This window comes from Nocardia jinanensis, from assembly GCF_014645735.1.
GTDB lineage: Bacteria > Actinomycetota > Actinomycetes > Mycobacteriales > Mycobacteriaceae > Nocardia > Nocardia jinanensis.
In genome coordinates, this window is the sequence record NZ_BMMH01000011.1 from 100,794 (window position 1) to 117,540 (window position 16,747).

Genomic DNA, 16,747 nt, shown 5'->3' on the forward strand with positions numbered 1-16,747 from the left:
TTCCGTCGGTCTATTCGGCGGCGTGATCGTGCGGCACACTCGGACGCGTGACGGCATTGATCGTAACGAGTGCTTCCAACCCCCTGAAATCGTCAGGGTTGGTCGTATAGAGGGGTAGGTCTTCTGCCACCGCAATCGACGCGATCATCAGGTCGGCGATACGCCGGCGCGGTTTGCGTCCGGCAGCGATTACGGACGCACATACGCGGCCATAGGCTCGTGCGGCTTCCGTGTCGAACGGGACCGGATCGAATTCGTGCTCGGCTCGCTGCAGAACATCCAGGCGCCGGGCTCGTTCGGAGTGCTCGTTGTAGCTGTTCTGCATGGCATTACCACGGACTTCGTGTGGCCCGGCTGATAATTCTGCCAGCGTGACGGCCGTGATCGCCATCTCGTCCGGGAGTTCTGCGGGGTCCAGCCAGCGACGCAGAATCATGATGTTGGTATCGATCAGTCCACGCGTACGAACCGGACGTTCAACGGTCATAGAGGTCGTCCAGATACTGGTCGGCGGTGGCGTCCTGGTCAGCACGGAAAGTATCGGGGTCGAGACCGGGTGCGGTTCGCGACATCGCCGCGAATTCCGCCCGTGGGACGAACCTGCGGCGACGGCGAAGCGGAACGAGTTCGCCGATCTGATGTCCGTCGCGGGTGACTGTGAACGCCTGCCCGTCTTGGACGGCGTCCATGATCTCCTTGGATCTGTTGCGAAGGTCCCGCTGCGTGATCTCGGGCTGACCGCTCATTTCCCCAGGTTAGCGCAGCGTGCCACTTGGCGCCACCAGGTGCCACGCAAGCTTGCTGCTCCAGTCGGACACAAATCGTCGCCTGGCGTCGTGGTGCGGCGTGCCGGTAGGGTCGGGAAAGTTGTTCGATCTTCAGGGGGATTCATGGCCGATCCGGCGGATTCCGTGTCGGCGATGCAGGTGGTACCGGACCATGTCCTCGACGCCGGCAGGTTCGTCCAGCTCACCGCCGACCAGCTGGTGAACGCGCTGCGCGATCTCGATGCCGATATCGACGGCGTGCTGGAGGTGTGGAAAGGTAACTCCGCCACCGCGTATCGGGTGGGCTGGGACGAGACCAAACAGGGTGCGGTCCAGGTCCTGGAGGCACTGGCGACCATTGCCGAACTGTTGGGTGTCACCACACAGACATTCGTGGAGCAGGACGATAGCAATTCGCAGAGCTATCCGTCTCTCAATCTCTGAACTATCAAGGGGGAAACGCCATGCCCGAACCATCCGAGGCTTTCCAGGTCGATCTCGACGAACTGGACAATCTCACCGCGCGTGCAGCGAATTTCATCGGCTTCCTCAATGACAGCCTCACGAGTCTCGAGCAGCGTATGGCCACAATGCACCAGGCCTGGTCCGGGGACGCGGCTATCGCCCAGGCCGATGCCTTCCGGCAGTGGTCTGCTGGGGCCACCGACGTTCGCGAAGGTGTCGACGCCATGCGTCAGGCCGCGGTCGACGCCCACACCCGCTACACCGATGCCATCCAGACCGTGCAGCGAATGTTCGGCCCACGGTAGCCCGAGCCGGTAGATGAACTTCATCAATGTTGATCCGGCCGTCTACTACGAGGCCGCCACGATCGTGAACCGCGCCGCGAGCGCGTTCTTCACCGCCTACGACCAGCATTTGCAGGCCATGAACGGTACCGGTGCCATGGCCGGCAGCGCCGGGCCCGGAAAGGATTGGGCGACCTCCTACGACCAGCAGGTCCGTGAAACCAACAATCTCGTCACCGCGATGATGCTCGCGCTGGACAAGTACGCCCGCGTCCTGAATCAGGCCGGCTACGTCTACGCGAGCAGTGACCACGACCCCAAGTCCGGAACCCCCGCGCCGCAGAAGCCGCCCGACCCGCCGTTGGCCTACGCCAGCTGTGCTATCCCGCCGCCATCTGCCGGTGGGCCGGGCAGCGGCTTGGTCGACGACGGTCTCGAACTCGCGAAGAAGATCGGTATCGACCTGCCGGTCCCCGACGGTGACACAGACAAACTGAACACTGCCGCCACCGTCTGGAACAGTCTGGCCCACGCCCAGGGCGCCACCAACCTGCCCGTGGAGCTGGGACGGGCGGCGGTGATGTTCCAGCAGGTCACAGCGCCCGAGGTGGCATCGATCGACGAGGATCTGCGGGCGATCAAAACCGCTGCCGAAGATCTGCTGGCGACCTTCGCCGATCTCGCTGCCGCGTGCGCGGCTCAGAAAACCGCGCACGACAACATGAAACAGCGGCTGCACGACCTGCTCGCCCAGTTCGCCGACGAACTGAAGAAGCAGATAGCCATTACTCTCGCGCTCGCTGTCGCCGCATCGGTGGTCAGTTTCGGAATCGGTGGCAGCGCTGTCGCGGCCATCCGCGCGGGCAAAGCTGTCGATCTCGTCAACGATCTCGTGAAAGCGCTGCGCGGCCTCGTTGCCGCGGCCGGCCTACGTACGGTGGTCGCCATTACCCGGGCCACGGGCGATACTCGCGCCAAGATCGAACGCATCCACGACCTTATAGAGGCCATCGAGGATACGGTCGAAGCCCTGGATAAACCGGAGCTGTGGGACCCCGATCATCGTCCCACGGGCGTCCCCGATGATTGGGTCTCCCGAACGGCGGACAACGGAAAAGGAGTGGTGTGGCAGAAGCCCGGCGCGGACCGAAATGCTGATTCTGTACGGGTCATGGAACCGACAAATAGATACCCCAATGGTTATGTACGATTCTATAATTCCGGCGGTCAGCCCATCAATCTCGATGGTAAGCCGGGACCTAACTCGGAAACGCACATAGCGATCAACCCGGACGGTACATATTCACTTCCGAAAGGATGGCAAGAATGATCGTTCCAACGCCCGCGCACCCGGTGCAATTGGTGCAACTGACTCCTGTGCTCGTACTTCGTGCGGGCGCGGATTTCGAGGTCCAGATCGAAAGTGAGGTCGGTATCGAAACGGCTGATCGGGTAACACATCGCTACTTGGTCGGGGCGATACCTGAAAATATTGGCCCGCAACTCACCGGGCTGCTTCGAGATGCGCAGGTGACTGCGGACGGAACACTGCGGTTGGAGTTCGATTCCGGAAGCTCGATCGAAGCCTTCTCTGATGCGGACTACGAGGCATGGAGTGTAGTTGGGGCCAACGGGTACAGAGTGGTGTGTATGCCGGGTGGGGAACTGGCTGTGTGGTCGACGGGGGAATAGCATTCGACGCAACTCGTCGTGTGATCATTCATGGATGCTGGTGATAGCGGGTGCTGGCAGGTTTGGGCGCCTGTGCAGCCGAGATCCATTTGGGATGGGTTTGATGAGCTATATCTTCGACATCGAAGACGTGACCGTGTGGAGTCCTGCTCTGCGGGTGGGAAAACTGTATGTGGGCATGGCTCGGGACCTGGCCGATTCGCTTGGAACCTCAATGGGAATTACTGTAATGGCATCCGATTTCTGGGAAATAGAACTCGACAATTTCGATTCATTCGTTCGGATGATGAATGCGGAATATTTCTCCAGTGAACATCCGGTACTCAAAGTTTTGGTCGGAGCAGTATTGGCGCCATCGATAATCCTGCTGGAACGTGGCGGCAACTCGATCGTTCCTCGCTCTGCGGAAGAACGGGAATTCTTCGACCGTGCTCATGAGCTGTCCATGCCTCAATGAGCATACGAGGGAGGTGATGGCTGGGTACCGTGCGTCCCGGCTCTGCCCGAGGAGATCCAGTGACCGATCCAGAAAATGATTCCACCGCACTGGAGACTGCGTTGTCGAACTCCCGGAGTCCGGACGGTCTCACACGAGACGCGGCTATCTTCGAACTTGCAAATTTCATCCATGAAGATAGTGCTGTAAGACGCCTGCACGAAATGCTGGACGAAGATATCGTCACGATGCAGGTCGATGCATCTGATGTTCTGGCCCGGCTGGGCGGGGTAAAGGGCCTGTTTCTCGTCTTGGATGAGATCGGGCGGCGACGTGACGACCCCGATGCGGACTACATTGCAAATTGGCTGTACGAGTTGGATGCCGGTGGGGATGTAGAAATACTGGAAATGATCGATCCGGTGAGCGGTGAGCTGTCGAATAACGGGATTTCGGCAACTGAGAAGGTTGCGAGGCCGTGAGTAGGAGGGGCGCAGCTACACCAGTTCCCCCGGCAGCAGGCCGAACAGCACGGTATCACGTCTGCCGTCCCGGAACGGGATATGCGACCGCAGCACTCCTTCGCGGAGGAATCCGCAACGCCGGGCGACCTGTTGCGATGCCGTGTTGTCGGGCGCGCAGGTCAGCTCGAGGCGTTGGACAGCAAGGCAGTCGAATGCCCAGCCGGCCAACAGACGCAGGGTTCGCGTGGCATTACCGCGACCCCGCGCTTCGGGTGCCAGCCAGTACCCGACTCCCAACCGTCCCTCGGACCTGACCGTGTCGTAGACGGACGCACCGCCCCATATCCGTCCGGTCTCCCTCGCGTCGACCACCGCCAGGCAGACCTCCTCTCCCCGCAATCGAGCCGGTTCCTCCTGCACGAAACGCTCCCGCACATGTCGCTCGGTCAACGGTTCGGTGAGTGGCCACGAGAAGCGAAGGCACAGCGGATCGGCGAACGCGCGGAACCGCTGCGGGATATCACCTGCGCGCCGGGGACGTAACAGGACCACGCCGTCGGTCAGGGGTGGGTCGGGGAGCGGGAGAGCTGGCACGGTCGGGGAGGGGAGGTCAGCTCTGCGTTCGTGGAGGGAACGGGGGAGCCGCAGCGCTCTGCCCGGTGAGGAACGACCAGACAACCTGCCAGACCAATTGAAAAGGGTCGTAGCTCATCGTCACCTTCTCCTGTGGTCATTGGTTCGTCGAGATCGCACCGCATCCGACGGTTTGCAAACAATAGCGGGCCGGCGGCCGAGTAAGGGTGCAGTGCGACGAGACGCAGTGATCCAGCGAAGGGCGCCCAGTGTCCCTGCGCGGCTTTGCGCCTAATGGATACGCACGACGGTGCGCATCCATTAGGCGGTTTCGAGCAGGCCGGTGCGCAGGTCGGTGGTCGGCCGCCAGCCGATACTGTTCCAGGTGTGGGTGAGGTTCGGGGACAACGGCGTCGGTCACCGCGCCCGGTGGCGTGGATTCCAGCCATCCGGTGCCGGCGAGCGCGATGGCTGTGCCGGCGAATTCGCTCAGTGGTAGCGCCGGACCTGCGATATCGAGCGGGCCCTGGATGCCGGTGTCGAGCATGCTGACCAGAGCATCGACGGTGTCGGTGATGTAGACGAAGGCCTGTGTCGGATTATCGGTGAGGTACAGAGTGAGGCGTCGGCAACGGGGTGCGGTCGGCCAGCGCCTCCAGCGTGGCGTGCAGTCCGTCGCGTGCCAGCATCGCCGGATAGATCCGCCACGACCCATACTTCGCCCCTGGCACCCGATTCCGCTACTCCAATACCAACTACATCGTGGCCGGCCTGCTGATCGAGCAGGTCACCGGTCGCTCTTACGGCACCGAGATCGCCGACCGTATCCTCGCCCCACTCGGGCTGACCTCCACCACGGTTCCCGGCAACGATCCTGGTCTCCCGCGGCCCGCTCTCGCCGCGTACCGCACCATCGACGGCGAGCGGACCGCGGTCACCGATATGAACCCCTCGTTGGACTGGGCGGCTGGTGAGATGGTGTCCACGACCGCCGGTCTCGAGAAGTTCTTCGCTGCCCTGCTGTCGGGTGAGTTGACCAGTCCGCACGCGCTGGCGCAGATGCGGAACACCGTTTCGATGGGTGGTATGGGTTTCTACTACGGCCTGGGCCTGCAACGCTTCGATCCGCCGTGCGGGGACTCGGTGTGGGGTCACGGCGGTGAACTACTCGGCTATGTCTCCTATGCTTTCCGGTCGGACCGGGGCCGTGCGATGACCATGGTCACAGCCTCCGCCGACAGTTCGAACGAGCTGTCGATGTTTGCGGTGGCCACCGCGGTGTACTGCTTGAAGTGACTCCGACGGCACTGTTGTCCAGCCGATCGGTGACGGGACATCCGGTATGGCGCACTGCTGTCGATGTGCCTCTGCGGTGTCCGAGCGAGGTGGGTGCTTCGGTCGGTCGGGGCGAATTCGGGTTCACCAACTCTGAGAGCAGTTGGTCTCGGTGGAAGAATGACGGGTACATGCCTTGAGGAGTGTGCTGTGCCTGTGGATACGGTTGCCGAATCGGTGTCGACTCGATCTGTGAATCCGCTGAGCGAGCGTTCAGCGTGGACGGCGACAGCTGTATGTTGAAGTCGGTGGACCTGTTCAAAATAAGCAGAGACAAGCTGGAATATATTTCTGGTGATGTCTCCGACATGATGAACGGTCACACTCTCTCGTGCTCCGGATTTGCCCGTAGTGCCGCGTCGGTGCACGACGATCTCGATCGAGATCTGGGCGCCGACCTCGACCGGGAAGTGGAATTACCGTGGCCCGAAAACCCGCCGCCTCGTGAGGGACCCGAATGGAACAAATACATATCCGACTGGCTCAGATATTGGGACGATAATCCATCGGCAGCAGATGATTTTCTCGATCTCGACACTTACCTCATGAGTTACGATTTCCGGGAGATCAATGCCGCGCTCCGAAACAGGCACAACACCCCGATCCCGGCGGATATGCAGCAGATGATCGACGGCGCTGTCCGGGCGCTGCAAAGATTACCGAAGTTCCAGGGCCAGGTGTTTCGGCACGTTGATCTCCCACCGGAAGTACTCCAGCAGTACGTGCCGGGAAATACTGTTACCGAGGAAGCTTTCACCTCTACGACAATTACCCCGGGCGGCGTACCCTGGCTGAGAAGCCGTCCGGTCGAGATGCGGATAGAAAGCAGGACCGGAAGGGATATGCGGTATGTCCCGCTCACTATCAGAGGTGAGGACGAGGTGCTGTTCGCGCCGGGAACGCGGTTTCGTGTCACCGACCGATACGAGGACTCCGGACGTACGGTGATCACAATGGTGGAGAATATATAGTTTCCGAGTTTCGGATAAGCGCGAGGGTGCGGATCCATTCGAGGGTTTCGAGCAGGCCGGTACGCAGGTCGGTGGTCGGTTGTCAGCCGAGGCTGGTCCGTGTGCGGGTGAGGTTCGGGACAACGGTGTCGGTCACCACACCCGGTGACGTGGATTCCAGCCATCCGGTGCCGGCGAGCGTGATGGCTGTGCCGGCGAATTCGCTCAGTGGTAGCGCCGGACCGGCGATATCGATCGGGCCCAGGGTGTCGGCGTCGAGCATCTTGACGAGAGCATCGACGGTGTCGGTGATGTAGACGAACGACTGCGTCGGGTTATCGGTGAGGTACAGAGTTTGGGCGCGCAGTGCGGCAGGGCAGACCGCCGCAGTGGCGCGACCATCCCCGGGTAGCAAGCCCGGACCGTAAACCTCGAATAGGCGGATGATGCCGATATCGGCACGCCGGTCGTGGTAGGCGGCGGTTTCGATCAGGTAGTGGCCGGCCCGCTGCACATCGAATTCCGTGGCCCGGTGGCCGGCCACCGATCCGGTTCCGGGGTCGGGTCCGGAAGCGAGAACGATGCGAGCGTTGTGGGCCGCGGCGAGGTCGAGTGCGGCGAGGGTTCCAGTGCAGGCCGCGCGCAGGACCGCTGCGGAGTTGCGCGCGGCGGCGACGGGACTGCCGGGGTGGGCGAGATGCGCGATATGGGTGACCTGGTCGAGCCCGGCGAATGCGCCGAAGGCGGTGGCATCGGTGCTGCGCAGGGTGAAGCGTGGGTCGTCGGCCAGATCGGCGACGGCAGCGGCACGTCCGGTGCTGAAGTTGTCGATGGCGGTGACGCGGTCGCCGCGGCCGAGCAGCCGGCGGCACAGATGCGAACCGAGGAATCCAGCTCCGCCGGTGACGACTATATGGTTCATGACGGTACTTTCTGCCGATACGGTCGGCGGCTCGTATCGGGAACGATGCAGCCGTAGGCGACCAAGGTGGCGAACGCGGCGCGTTTTCGGGGGCAGTCGTGTTCGCGGTGGTGGCGCGCGGCGTTGTGTGCGTCGTCCGGGCTCAGCGGTGTTCCGGGTAGTGCGCAGGTCCAATCCGTGGGGCCGGGGACGGTAGAGGTTCGGTGGCTCGGCAGGCGCGGGTGGGCGGCGGGACGCGTACGCGGCGGCGGGTCGGCCGGCCATACGCAACCGAGGGCTACCGCCGCTATCCCGCACACGGCGATGGTGAGAGCGGCGGTGCACAGCATGTGCCATGGAGTCATACCTTCGCACCACCCGATACGAGCGCCGGAACACTTGGCGCCCAAACGGTGTGTGGACAAACGGTTTCCAGCCGGTACCCGAGGTCGCAGATCAGCGCCGGTCGATCGTCGACCTGGCCGAGATCGAAGGCGATGATCACCTCGGCGCCGAGTGCGGTGGCCAGGGCGCGAACATAGGTGAGCGGATTCGGCTCATCGTCCGGCGGTCGCAGGGTGTAGAGGTAGCGGTAGCCGGATTCGCGGGCGTGCCGCTGGATCTGCTCGGCGTGGCGCGGAGCGTGCGGCCCGGATATCTCGGTGCGCACGAACCCGATGGCTGTCGGCCTGAGCTGCGCTGATGGCCTGCGGGCGTACGGATACGGCATCGGTCCTCCCGGAACCAGTGATCGGAATGGGTGCTGTCCGCACGCCACCATCCGGGCGGAACGCGCAGTGCGCGGAAGTGGGTCGCGGCCGACTCGTTGAAGCTCACGAGGATCGGGTGACGGTCGATCGATACGCGGTGTCACCCGTTCGCCTGACCCAGCACACCACGGGATATACGCTGGTCCAAGCCGAATCGACGGGTCCGGACCATGTTGGTGCGCTGTCCCAGAACGAGATTCGAACCCCGGTTCGGCGATGATTCGATTTCGGGGTGCTCAATGATTCGTTTTTTCGAACGGAGGCAGAAGTATGGACAGTGACGAGGGGGCGGAACCGTCGACGTTGCCGCGCCGCCAGTTGGGGCGGTTTCTGCGGGAGCACCGTGAGGCGATCGGTTTGAGCCTCGCCAAGGCCGCCGCCCTGGTGGAGCTGAGCCAGGCTGCGCTACAACGCATTGAGGCTACCAGGACGAAGAAAGTGCGCGCGGTGGATGTGCGCGCGCTGTGTGAGCTGTACGAGGTTCCGCGCGATGAGACGGTGCGGGCGCTGGATCTGGCGGAACAGGCGAAGGTGACATCGTGGTACACGGCGTTCGCGGGGCTCTACAGCGACCCGACCTTCAACATGTATGTGGAGCTGTCCGCGTCGGCCCGACAGCTCGTCTCGTATCAGGAGATCGTATTCGGCCTGGTACAGACACCCGACTACGCGCGCGCTCTGATCAGCAGCTTCTACCGGGAGGAAAGCCCGGACGATATCGAACGCCGCGTAGGTCTCCGGATGAAACGTCAGTCCATCGTTACCCGTAAGGCCGATCCGGTGCGGCTCGAGCTACTGCTACACGAATCGGCGCTACAACGTATGGTCGGCGGCCCGAAGGTGATGGCAGAGCAACTCCGGTACCTGGCGGAGATCGGCAAGCGGCCGAACGTGGACATTCGAATCCATCCGTACAGCGCCGGATGCGCGCAGGGTCTGTTGCACGGCCCGTTCGTGATCCTGGATTTCGGCGCGGATGTCAGAGGCCGGCCAGTCGAGCCACCGCTGGTCTACTTCGAGGGGGTAGGCAAACCCGACCTCTATCTCGAGAACGGTGGTGACGTCCGGCGATACGATGAGCTTGCTTCGATGATCCGAAGTGCGGCACATGATCAAGTGCAGTCGCGAGAACTGCTCAGGCACACTGCAAGGGAGTATGAAGCGTGAAGACAGATCTATCCGGAGCAGAGTGGTTCAAGAGCAGTCACAGCAGTGGGCAAACTGATTGCGTTGAGGTTGCGTGGTTGATGGGTGGTCAGGTCGGGGTGCGGGATTCGAAGAACACTTCTGGCCCTGCTCTTCTCTTCGCTCCCGGAGTCTGGGATGCCTTTGCGAACGGACTCCGAGCGGGCGGGTTCGGTTCTCAGTCGTGACAAGTCATTGCCGAAGTGAATTGCAACCGTTCCGACGAGACCCCCGATAGTGTCACGTGATGCCGTAAGGCGCGCACGGGTCGTCACCGTGCGCGCCACCTTCTCGGCGACAATCGGTGGAACCGCCAGCCCCTGCCCTGCGTCATACACTACGAGCGTAGTACTCGCGGCCGATGGGAGCAGTGGTGGGACAACGGGCGAAAGTGGGAGCCGCAACGGTACTGGCAGGGGCTCTGCTGGCAGGGAGCGGCTGTGACGCGACCACCAGTGGGTCGGCGGCACCGGCGACGACCGCGGACGCGGCAGCAGCGACCGAAGCACTGTGGGATCCGTGCACGCAAATCAGTGACGACGTGTTGCGGCAGGTGAGGGTGGACCCCGCCACGCGGGACAACACCATCTCGGGGGTGGCGAACGTCGAGGGGTGGAAATTGTGCTCATGGCACAACAAGGCTTCCCGATGGGACTACACGCTCGGAGTGTGGTCGACGACCTATACAGTCGAAGAACTGAGGAAAGACGCAAATAATGTGGAATTCAAAGATGTATCGGTAACGGGACGTTCGGGGGTTCAGTTCAGAAAAGCCCATGATAGCCATGATTCGGTCTGCTACTTGGGATTCCCATTTTCAAACGGAACAATTGAGATTTCAGTGTTCAATTCGGCGGCGTCCGACCTTGGACAAGACCCATGCCGGACGGCTAGCGCGGCCGCTGATGTGCTGGTCGCTCAGCTTCCGAAATAGATTAGGGGCGAGATTTTGAGCGTTCAGGAGGACATCACACTGTGGCGATCTCTTGCGGATGAGGCTCAGGACGGTCGGCTGTACCTCGAGGATTCTGTTGCCACAGCCTGCCGTGCAGCGATCGACAAGCAGATCGGCGTATACGTAGAAGTCCTCGAAGGCATCGAGGCTATGGCCAACGTAACGGGCCTGGGCGAGTTCGACTGCGGTATGGAGTTGGCACGACTGCTCGGCTTGAAGGCGGTCGATTCGGCAGGTGACGGTGATCTCGCGACCTCGTTGCGAGATCATATCGAGGTCCTGAAGTTGATGGGCGACACGATCCAGGTGTCACTGGATCGTGTGCAAGAGCAGGATTCGAGTAACTCGCAGGATTACAACCAGGTGAGTTGAGGGGGATTGAGATGTTCGGGTTGCCGTCGTTCGACGAAGTTATCGTGAGTTTGGGGACATTGGCGATGCGGGGGCCGCTCGGCGCCATGGCCGCCGGGTCCTCGGATATCGATTCCGCCGCGCAGGCGCTGGCCGCGGCATACGGGGATCAGAGTCCCGAAGCGATCGCCGCGCGTAATCGTATCCAGGATCTCACCGACAACAATTTCGACGGCGAATTCCACAACCCCCGGATTCCGGAACAGATGTTCGGCAATGTGCGCAGTGAGGATCTGGACGATCTGTACCGGAAAGCGCAGACCATCGACGTCTCCGCCATGGATACCCTGCATCAGATGTGGACCGCGCGGTCGGCGAAACTCGAGACCGGGCTGAACGAGTTCGGGCCCGCGATCGGTAAAGCCATCGCCGAATTGTGGAGCGGGGTTTCCGCCGCCGCGGCGGCCGGGGGTATCGCCGACTACGTGACGAAGGCGCAGAATCTGGTCTCCGGCACCAAGATTGTGGCCGATAAGGTCGGGATCGTGAAATCCGCGGTCGAAGTGACGAAACAGAATGTGCAGCCCGCCCCGGATACCGGCTGGGCCAGCACCGTCGCGGGCTGGGTACCCGGGCCCAGCTGGAAAATGGACAGCGATCGCATCAGTGCCGCCGAACTCGCCACCTATTCCGTGCTCGAGCGCGTCTACCAGCCGGGTATCCGGGAAGGCGATACCAGCCAGCCGCGAATCCCCTTGGCCTACAATCCGGTCCACGATCCGGGTACTGCCGATCTCGGCCTACCCGGTAGTTCTACAACTACCGGGCCAGGCGGACAGCGACCGGTGACCTCGGACGCCGGCGCCCAGTCGCCGAATACCACTCCCAGCGCGACAGAGCAGGACCCGGGCGAAACCCAGACCGCGTCGCAAACGCCGCAGGAACCCGGCATCACGGATACTCCGGCGGGACTCGATACGACTACCGCGTCCACCACCGACCCCGGCGCGGCCCTGCCCCCGGGTCCGGGCAGCCCGGCCGCCACACCGGGCAGTCCGTCGACGGTACCGGGCAGTCCGGTAGGTGCCGCTCCCGGTGGTCCGGGCAACCCGGCCGCCCCGACACCAGGACGTACGGTGACCGGTCCCGGTCCGGTTCCCGGGGCGGGCCGCCCCGGTGCGGCGGCGAATGCCGGTACCGCCACCACGCCGGGGCGCAGCGGTGTGCCGGGAGCGATGATGCCGCCCGGTGCGCGCGGTAAGGGCGACGACGACCAAGAGAAGCAGAAGTCCGCGATAGCCGAAGCGCTGGTCACCCAGCAGCACGGTGACGAACTGACCGGACTCGACCCCGAACACCGCCCGAAAACCGTGCCACCTGTCCTGGGGGCGTAGCGAATGGATTCGACCCCCCGCACCTGGAGACTGTCGGCCCTCGAATTCCTGGTGCTGTGGCACGCCATCGGCCGGGACGTGCTGCCCTATCCGCTGCGGTACCGGTCGGTCGAGGACACCGCCGCCGCCTACGAGCGCGCGTACAAGGCCGCGGCCGTCCGGGTGCGCACCGTGTTCGACGAAGACCTCTACGGCCCGTTGCGGGTGCTGGTGGAACCGGAGGCGCGTATCGAGATCACCGGTTTCGCGGGCGCGGCTCGTCCGGTACCGCCACGCGCGGCGGCCGACCCTGCCGCGCAGGTGCGCATGCACGCGGCGGTCGCCGGCCGCGGTGCTGTTCTGCTCACTCAGGACCCGACCGCTGCTGCCGACTGTGGCGGCGATGTGCGGATCGTGCTCGTCCCCGCGCACACGCTCGCCCGCCGCGTCCTCGCGGCGTTCCCCGATGTTCCCCGTGGCAGCGGCCCGGAGATCCGGATCGACCGCACCGAGGTGGAAGAACCGGCCGACCGTCCGTTCACGGCCTTCTTCGACGACGCGGCCCGGCCGTCGCGCGACGAGGCCCGCCGCTTCTTCGAACGCCCCCGGTCCACCGTCGCCCACTTCGCCGTCTACCCCGGCGGCGCCTACGATCACCGCCCCGCCCCGGCCCGTGACTTCCATGTCATGGACTACCCCGACGGCCGCTACCGGGTCCGCGCCACCGGCACCCTTCACGCCACACCCGTCGGCACGACAGACCTCACTACCCACCTGCACAACCTGCTCGAACGCACGGTGCACGACCACCGCGAAGACCATGAACCCTGACAGCATGGCCGCCTCGGAGTGTTCGATTCCAGCGGCGAAAGCGTGCGAGACGTGACGACTGATCTATTCCGGTAGGTCAGGGTCGCAAGGGATCTCGCGATAAGATGTCGGAGAAAGGGAACCGATCACGCTGAGGTTCCGTCAAACCTTGTAACCTGACTTGACTCAAGTTAGTGCGCAAACCCTACCGAACCCGGCATCAAAACCTAAGGCCACAGGACCGCTGCTCTCCAGATAAGTCGACTGTTCCCCCTGACGATCTTCAGGCAAGTGACCATTGTTCGCGATGGTCGTTGATATGCGAAAACTTCACCCTGATTAGACTCTCGATGCCAGGCAACAACGAAGCGGAGGATCGTGTGACGGACACGTTGACCGAGGTTAAACGGCATGGTAAACACTACACTCCATCTGGGCTCGCGCGGTTCCTGGCAGATCGCGTACTCGGCCAGTTTGACAGTGATATTGAGCAGGTCTCCGTCCTCGATCCAGCTTGTGGCGACGGCGAGCTGCTGCTTGCCGTCCGCGAAGTCGCCGCTGAGCGGCTCCCTGCTACGCGACTGGTATTGACGGGATACGACTTGGACACCAAGGCTATTGCGGTGGCCCGGCAGCGCTCTGAGGAACTCGGGATCAACATCGACTTACATGAAGGCGATTTCCTCGACGCGAGTCGTGATCTCGCCGACGGATCGTTCGACGCGGTGATCACGAATCCTCCATATGTTCGAACGCAGCAACTGGGCCAGTCGGCCGCACAAGTACTCGCTACAAGGTTCGGGCTCTCTGGTCGTATAGACCTCACCCACCCGTTCGTCGTTTTGCTCCCAACTCTTCTGCGAGCGGGAGGCGTTGTAGGGCTCCTCTGTTCGAACCGTTTCCTCACCACCAAAGCCGGTGCGAACGTCCGAAATGTTTTCCAGCAATCGCTTCAGCCGATTGAGCTATACGACTTGGGAGACACGAAATTGTTCGCAGCTGCCGTATTGCCCGCAATCATCGTCGCCCTGAACCACGCTCCAGACTATTCCATGAAGTGCACATTCACGTCTGCTTACGAAGATGATGCGGCCGAATCTACCGACGCTTCGGGGCTCTATCAGGCGCTGACCGCAGGAAAAGATGGTCTGGTTAAACACGATGGTCGCACGATAGCCATCAGAGCAGGTCACCTCGTTCAGTCCAATAGCGCTACAGAGCCGTGGAGGCTTTCGCACTCAGTTGGTGACGAGTGGCTGCAAGGAATCGCAGCGGCTACTTGGCGAACCTTCGGCGATGTCGCAAAGATTCGGGTCGGTGTAAAGACGACCGCCGACAAGGTCTTCATACTCGATGACTGGGATCAAGCGGTTCCCCGTCCAGAAAGCGAATTACTCAGGCCGCTTATCACCCAGAGCAACTTAACCCCATGGCGAATCTCGGAGTCGCTCGCAACCCGGGTTCTCTATCCGTATGACCTTGAGAAGACAAAGCGCACTCTGGTCGATATGAATAAGTTTCCAAAAGCAATGTCATATCTTGAGAACCACGCTGAGCAGCTCAAGGGACGCCAGTATGTGATCGAGGGCGGCCGTGATTGGTTCGAAATCTGGGTTCCCCAGAAGCCAGCAATGTGGGCTGCCCCAAAGATCGTTTTTCCCGACATTAGCGTCCATGCACGATTTGCTTTAGATGTCACCGGCGCTATAGTGAATGGCAACTGCTACTGGATTTCACTACATGATATCGGCTATGTTGACGTCGCGTATCTCATGCTGGCAGTGGCAAACTCACGTCTGGGTTTGCGATTCTATGATGAAGTATGCGGAAATAAGCTTTACGCTGGTCGACGCCGGTGGATGACCCAGTATGTTTCCAAACTTCCGTTGCCGCACCCGGACGCGCCCGAATCCCAAGAGCTGGTCCAAATTATCCGCGATTTGCTCGCTACGGGGGACGCGCCCGACGATGAGCAAATCTCTGCCATCGACGACCTGGTGGAATCTGCGTTTCGGCAACCTCCACTCAACCCTCAGAGTCGCCAATTAGGCCCTAGTGGCGACTCCGTCGAACAAGAAACCTTGTTCTAGAAGAACCAGTCCGAAGGCAGGCGGAGTTGGAGCTTGGAGTTGGAGATTTTTCCTCCGAACTGTCGGAATTCCGTAAAGAAGTCCTGGCCAGTAACCACCACCAGTTCTGTGATCGAAAAAGTGGCGCCCAACCGTTCGCCGTAGAATATTGCGTAACGTACATCTGCTACTGATAGAACGCCGTTTGTCGATGCGACTGGTGTTCTCGATTCCGGAAGTTCCAGGCCAAGGTCGACGGTGCGGGCGAGTTGCAGTTTTACCTCCAGGGCCTGCGACAAGACATCCGGGAACTGACCGTTATCCGCGAAATGAGACAAGCCAAGTTGGGCGCATACTTGTCGATGAACTGCGGTCCCTCGATTTCGTTCCTGGGTAAGCCCAGGATCGGAAAACGAGTGTCCCACTAAGGGGAGTAGGCGTGTGTAAACCGTATTTATATCGAGGACCTGGCCGGGCGAGGGAGGGATCACCGGCGAGACTTCGCCGCGAAGAACTGACACTGGCCGGAGTATTTCGATGAATTCCGATGTGTCTGCATGGGAAGCCAGTAGAGATCCCGAATTCTCGTTAATTCTGTTCGCCTGAAATTTTCTGGTTAGCGTACCGGTCGTGTCGTATTGTGCGAGATCCGCTCCCGCGATGACCTTAACGTCGGCAACCAGCCCGTCTTTTAGTATTAGAATTACGTAACGGCGCGCAGAGTCGAGTGCTTGATTCCAGATTTGAAGGTTGCTTGCCTGCTGGCTATAAACGTCGACGTTTGGGTGGGTCAACCTAGGATTGACCTTCTTGAAGGCCGACGGTGGAGCGTACCCAAGGGTTTCGCAGACGATCCGTTTTGCGACTTTCGAACGTGTCCGGACGGCGATGTCGGCTAGATCATCCCTCCCGACTATTTCCGCGCGCAGAAGCGCTTCGAGTTCATGCGGCGTATAGAACAATCCGGTTATTTCATTCGCGGGCTCGTCATAAATCGAGGGGCGCGCTTTGCGAATTTCTTCCCGCACGGCCAGTGCGGTGTCGAGGTTCCCGGTCTTCATCACAACCCGGTGACAAGGTCGGTGACCGTCATACCAAGACCTCTGGCGTACTTCACCAAGGTCAGGTAGGTCGGATTGCGTTCCCCACGCTCGACTGCGCCGACGTACGTGCGGTGCAGGCCGCTGTCGTTGGCAAGAGCATCCTGTGATTTCCCATTTTGCTCGCGATGAGTGCGGAGAGTGTCGCCGAGTTGTCGAAGTAGATTCGAGTCATCGACGATTGGTTCCTGTCTGTAAGGCACCCGGCGATCCTGCCCAGTGGACAGTCAATCGAGCGACACTCTATGAGTAGCAATCCTGTTCCCT

Annotated in this window: 22 protein-coding genes; 15 read left to right on the forward strand and 7 right to left on the reverse strand. The window is 61.6% G+C overall.

The features are described from left to right. Window positions 1-10: 10 nt before the first annotated feature. Together IEY68_RS23695 and IEY68_RS23700 are read right to left on the reverse strand one after the other, a co-directional pair. On the reverse strand, window positions 11-532 hold the full coding sequence (locus IEY68_RS23695) for a type II toxin-antitoxin system VapC family toxin (protein ID WP_308434989.1): 522 nt from the start codon (window positions 530-532) through the stop codon (window positions 11-13). Further along, window positions 477-746, reverse strand: a complete 270-nt coding sequence (locus IEY68_RS23700; RefSeq protein ID WP_058855337.1) for a type II toxin-antitoxin system prevent-host-death family antitoxin — start codon at window positions 744-746, stop codon at window positions 477-479. The genes IEY68_RS23695 and IEY68_RS23700 overlap by 56 nt, the downstream gene beginning before the upstream one ends. Before the next feature lie 144 nt (window positions 747-890). Between IEY68_RS23700 and IEY68_RS23705 the strand changes: the two genes are divergently transcribed. Genes IEY68_RS23705 through IEY68_RS23730 form a run of 6 tightly spaced genes read left to right on the forward strand, consistent with a single transcriptional unit; the run spans window position 891 to window position 4,126 of the window. Further along, the gene (locus tag IEY68_RS23705) at window positions 891-1,211 is read left to right on the forward strand and encodes a WXG100 family type VII secretion target (protein ID WP_058855336.1); all 321 of its coding nucleotides are present in this window, start codon (window positions 891-893) and stop codon (window positions 1,209-1,211) included. Between the two features lie 20 nt (window positions 1,212-1,231). Then, window positions 1,232-1,537 (forward strand): WXG100 family type VII secretion target, encoded by a 306-nt coding sequence (locus IEY68_RS23710; RefSeq protein ID WP_058855335.1) that lies wholly within the window; start codon window positions 1,232-1,234, stop codon window positions 1,535-1,537. A 13-nt stretch (window positions 1,538-1,550) separates the two neighbouring features. After that, window positions 1,551-2,846: a hypothetical protein gene (locus tag IEY68_RS23715; RefSeq protein ID WP_058855334.1), complete on the forward strand. Its 1,296-nt coding sequence runs from the start codon at window positions 1,551-1,553 to the stop codon at window positions 2,844-2,846. Beyond that, complete coding sequence (locus IEY68_RS23720) at window positions 2,843-3,208, forward strand: DUF6188 family protein (RefSeq protein WP_058855333.1); 366 nt, start codon at window positions 2,843-2,845, stop codon at window positions 3,206-3,208. The genes IEY68_RS23715 and IEY68_RS23720 overlap by 4 nt, the downstream gene beginning before the upstream one ends. A gap of 34 nt (window positions 3,209-3,242) precedes the next feature. Beyond that, window positions 3,243-3,665 (forward strand): DUF6086 family protein, encoded by a 423-nt coding sequence (locus tag IEY68_RS23725; protein ID WP_229718945.1) that lies wholly within the window; start codon window positions 3,243-3,245, stop codon window positions 3,663-3,665. Between the two features lie 59 nt (window positions 3,666-3,724). Next, complete coding sequence (locus IEY68_RS23730) at window positions 3,725-4,126, forward strand: hypothetical protein (protein ID WP_156426226.1); 402 nt, start codon at window positions 3,725-3,727, stop codon at window positions 4,124-4,126. Between the two features lie 15 nt (window positions 4,127-4,141). On the opposite strand, the gene IEY68_RS23735 is transcribed toward IEY68_RS23730, so the two are convergent. Continuing rightward, complete coding sequence (locus IEY68_RS23735; RefSeq protein WP_058855331.1) at window positions 4,142-4,702, reverse strand: GNAT family N-acetyltransferase; 561 nt, start codon at window positions 4,700-4,702, stop codon at window positions 4,142-4,144. 678 nt (window positions 4,703-5,380) lie between these two features. Here IEY68_RS23735 and IEY68_RS23740 point away from each other — a divergent pair. Further along, on the forward strand, window positions 5,381-5,977 hold the full coding sequence (locus IEY68_RS23740; RefSeq protein ID WP_082681413.1) for a serine hydrolase domain-containing protein: 597 nt from the start codon (window positions 5,381-5,383) through the stop codon (window positions 5,975-5,977). Window positions 5,978-6,264: 287 nt separating this feature from the next. Next, window positions 6,265-6,987, forward strand: a complete 723-nt coding sequence (locus tag IEY68_RS23745) for an ADP-ribosyltransferase (protein WP_189094470.1) — start codon at window positions 6,265-6,267, stop codon at window positions 6,985-6,987. A gap of 82 nt (window positions 6,988-7,069) precedes the next feature. Here the strand turns inward: IEY68_RS23745 and IEY68_RS23750 are convergent, their stop codons facing one another. Together IEY68_RS23750 and IEY68_RS23755 are read right to left on the reverse strand one after the other, a co-directional pair. Then, window positions 7,070-7,888, reverse strand: coding sequence for an NAD-dependent epimerase/dehydratase family protein (locus IEY68_RS23750; RefSeq protein ID WP_058855328.1), 819 nt, complete (start codon window positions 7,886-7,888; stop codon window positions 7,070-7,072). Window positions 7,889-8,228: 340 nt separating this feature from the next. After that, complete coding sequence (locus tag IEY68_RS23755) at window positions 8,229-8,597, reverse strand: hypothetical protein (RefSeq protein WP_058855327.1); 369 nt, start codon at window positions 8,595-8,597, stop codon at window positions 8,229-8,231. Between the two features lie 310 nt (window positions 8,598-8,907). On the opposite strand from IEY68_RS23755, the gene IEY68_RS23760 reads away from it, so the two are divergent. The 7 genes from IEY68_RS23760 to IEY68_RS23790 all read left to right on the forward strand — a co-directional run bounded on the left by IEY68_RS23760 (window position 8,908) and on the right by IEY68_RS23790 (window position 15,401). Next, window positions 8,908-9,804, forward strand: a complete 897-nt coding sequence (locus tag IEY68_RS23760; RefSeq protein ID WP_058855326.1) for a helix-turn-helix domain-containing protein — start codon at window positions 8,908-8,910, stop codon at window positions 9,802-9,804. Beyond that, window positions 9,801-10,010, forward strand: coding sequence for a DUF397 domain-containing protein (locus tag IEY68_RS23765; protein ID WP_082681411.1), 210 nt, complete (start codon window positions 9,801-9,803; stop codon window positions 10,008-10,010). Before IEY68_RS23760 ends, IEY68_RS23765 begins: the two co-directional genes overlap by 4 nt. A 173-nt stretch (window positions 10,011-10,183) precedes the next feature. Further along, the gene (locus tag IEY68_RS23770; protein ID WP_082681410.1) at window positions 10,184-10,756 is read left to right on the forward strand and encodes a DUF3558 domain-containing protein; all 573 of its coding nucleotides are present in this window, start codon (window positions 10,184-10,186) and stop codon (window positions 10,754-10,756) included. Between the two features lie 15 nt (window positions 10,757-10,771). Further along, entirely contained in the window at window positions 10,772-11,149 is a 378-nt protein-coding gene (locus tag IEY68_RS23775; RefSeq protein ID WP_058855325.1) for a hypothetical protein, read from the forward strand. Then, window positions 11,146-12,522: a hypothetical protein gene (locus IEY68_RS23780; RefSeq protein ID WP_229718961.1), complete on the forward strand. Its 1,377-nt coding sequence runs from the start codon at window positions 11,146-11,148 to the stop codon at window positions 12,520-12,522. The genes IEY68_RS23775 and IEY68_RS23780 overlap by 4 nt, the downstream gene beginning before the upstream one ends. 3 nt (window positions 12,523-12,525) lie before the next feature. Then, a complete protein-coding gene (locus tag IEY68_RS23785; RefSeq protein WP_058855323.1) occupies window positions 12,526-13,332 on the forward strand; it encodes an ESX secretion-associated protein EspG in 807 nt (268 codons plus the stop codon). Between the two features lie 359 nt (window positions 13,333-13,691). Further along, entirely contained in the window at window positions 13,692-15,401 is a 1,710-nt protein-coding gene (locus tag IEY68_RS23790) for an Eco57I restriction-modification methylase domain-containing protein (RefSeq protein WP_229718946.1), read from the forward strand. On the opposite strand, the gene IEY68_RS23795 is transcribed toward IEY68_RS23790, so the two are convergent. Then, window positions 15,398-16,441, reverse strand: a complete 1,044-nt coding sequence (locus tag IEY68_RS23795; protein WP_058855322.1) for a hypothetical protein — start codon at window positions 16,439-16,441, stop codon at window positions 15,398-15,400. The genes IEY68_RS23790 and IEY68_RS23795 overlap by 4 nt on opposite strands. Next, window positions 16,441-16,683, reverse strand: a complete 243-nt coding sequence (locus IEY68_RS23800; RefSeq protein ID WP_229718947.1) for a helix-turn-helix domain-containing protein — start codon at window positions 16,681-16,683, stop codon at window positions 16,441-16,443. Before IEY68_RS23800 ends, IEY68_RS23795 begins: the two co-directional genes overlap by 1 nt. Between the last annotated feature and the right edge of the window lie 64 nt (window positions 16,684-16,747).

Coding starts and splice junctions, on each gene's coding strand:
- IEY68_RS23750 (WP_058855328.1), bottom strand. CDS start 7,888: ATGAACCATATAGTCGTCACCGGCGGAGCTGGATTCCTCGGTTCGCAT.
- IEY68_RS23725 (WP_229718945.1), top strand. CDS start 3,243: ATGCTGGTGATAGCGGGTGCTGGCAGGTTTGGGCGCCTGTGCAGCCGA.
- IEY68_RS23770 (WP_082681410.1), top strand. CDS start 10,184: ATGGGAGCAGTGGTGGGACAACGGGCGAAAGTGGGAGCCGCAACGGTA.
- IEY68_RS23700 (WP_058855337.1), bottom strand. CDS start 746: ATGAGCGGTCAGCCCGAGATCACGCAGCGGGACCTTCGCAACAGATCC.
- IEY68_RS23705 (WP_058855336.1), top strand. CDS start 891: ATGGCCGATCCGGCGGATTCCGTGTCGGCGATGCAGGTGGTACCGGAC.
- IEY68_RS23785 (WP_058855323.1), top strand. CDS start 12,526: ATGGATTCGACCCCCCGCACCTGGAGACTGTCGGCCCTCGAATTCCTG.
- IEY68_RS23710 (WP_058855335.1), top strand. CDS start 1,232: ATGCCCGAACCATCCGAGGCTTTCCAGGTCGATCTCGACGAACTGGAC.
- IEY68_RS23715 (WP_058855334.1), top strand. CDS start 1,551: ATGAACTTCATCAATGTTGATCCGGCCGTCTACTACGAGGCCGCCACG.
- IEY68_RS23755 (WP_058855327.1), bottom strand. CDS start 8,597: ATGCCGTATCCGTACGCCCGCAGGCCATCAGCGCAGCTCAGGCCGACA.
- IEY68_RS23720 (WP_058855333.1), top strand. CDS start 2,843: ATGATCGTTCCAACGCCCGCGCACCCGGTGCAATTGGTGCAACTGACT.
- IEY68_RS23795 (WP_058855322.1), bottom strand. CDS start 16,441: ATGAAGACCGGGAACCTCGACACCGCACTGGCCGTGCGGGAAGAAATT.
- IEY68_RS23760 (WP_058855326.1), top strand. CDS start 8,908: ATGGACAGTGACGAGGGGGCGGAACCGTCGACGTTGCCGCGCCGCCAG.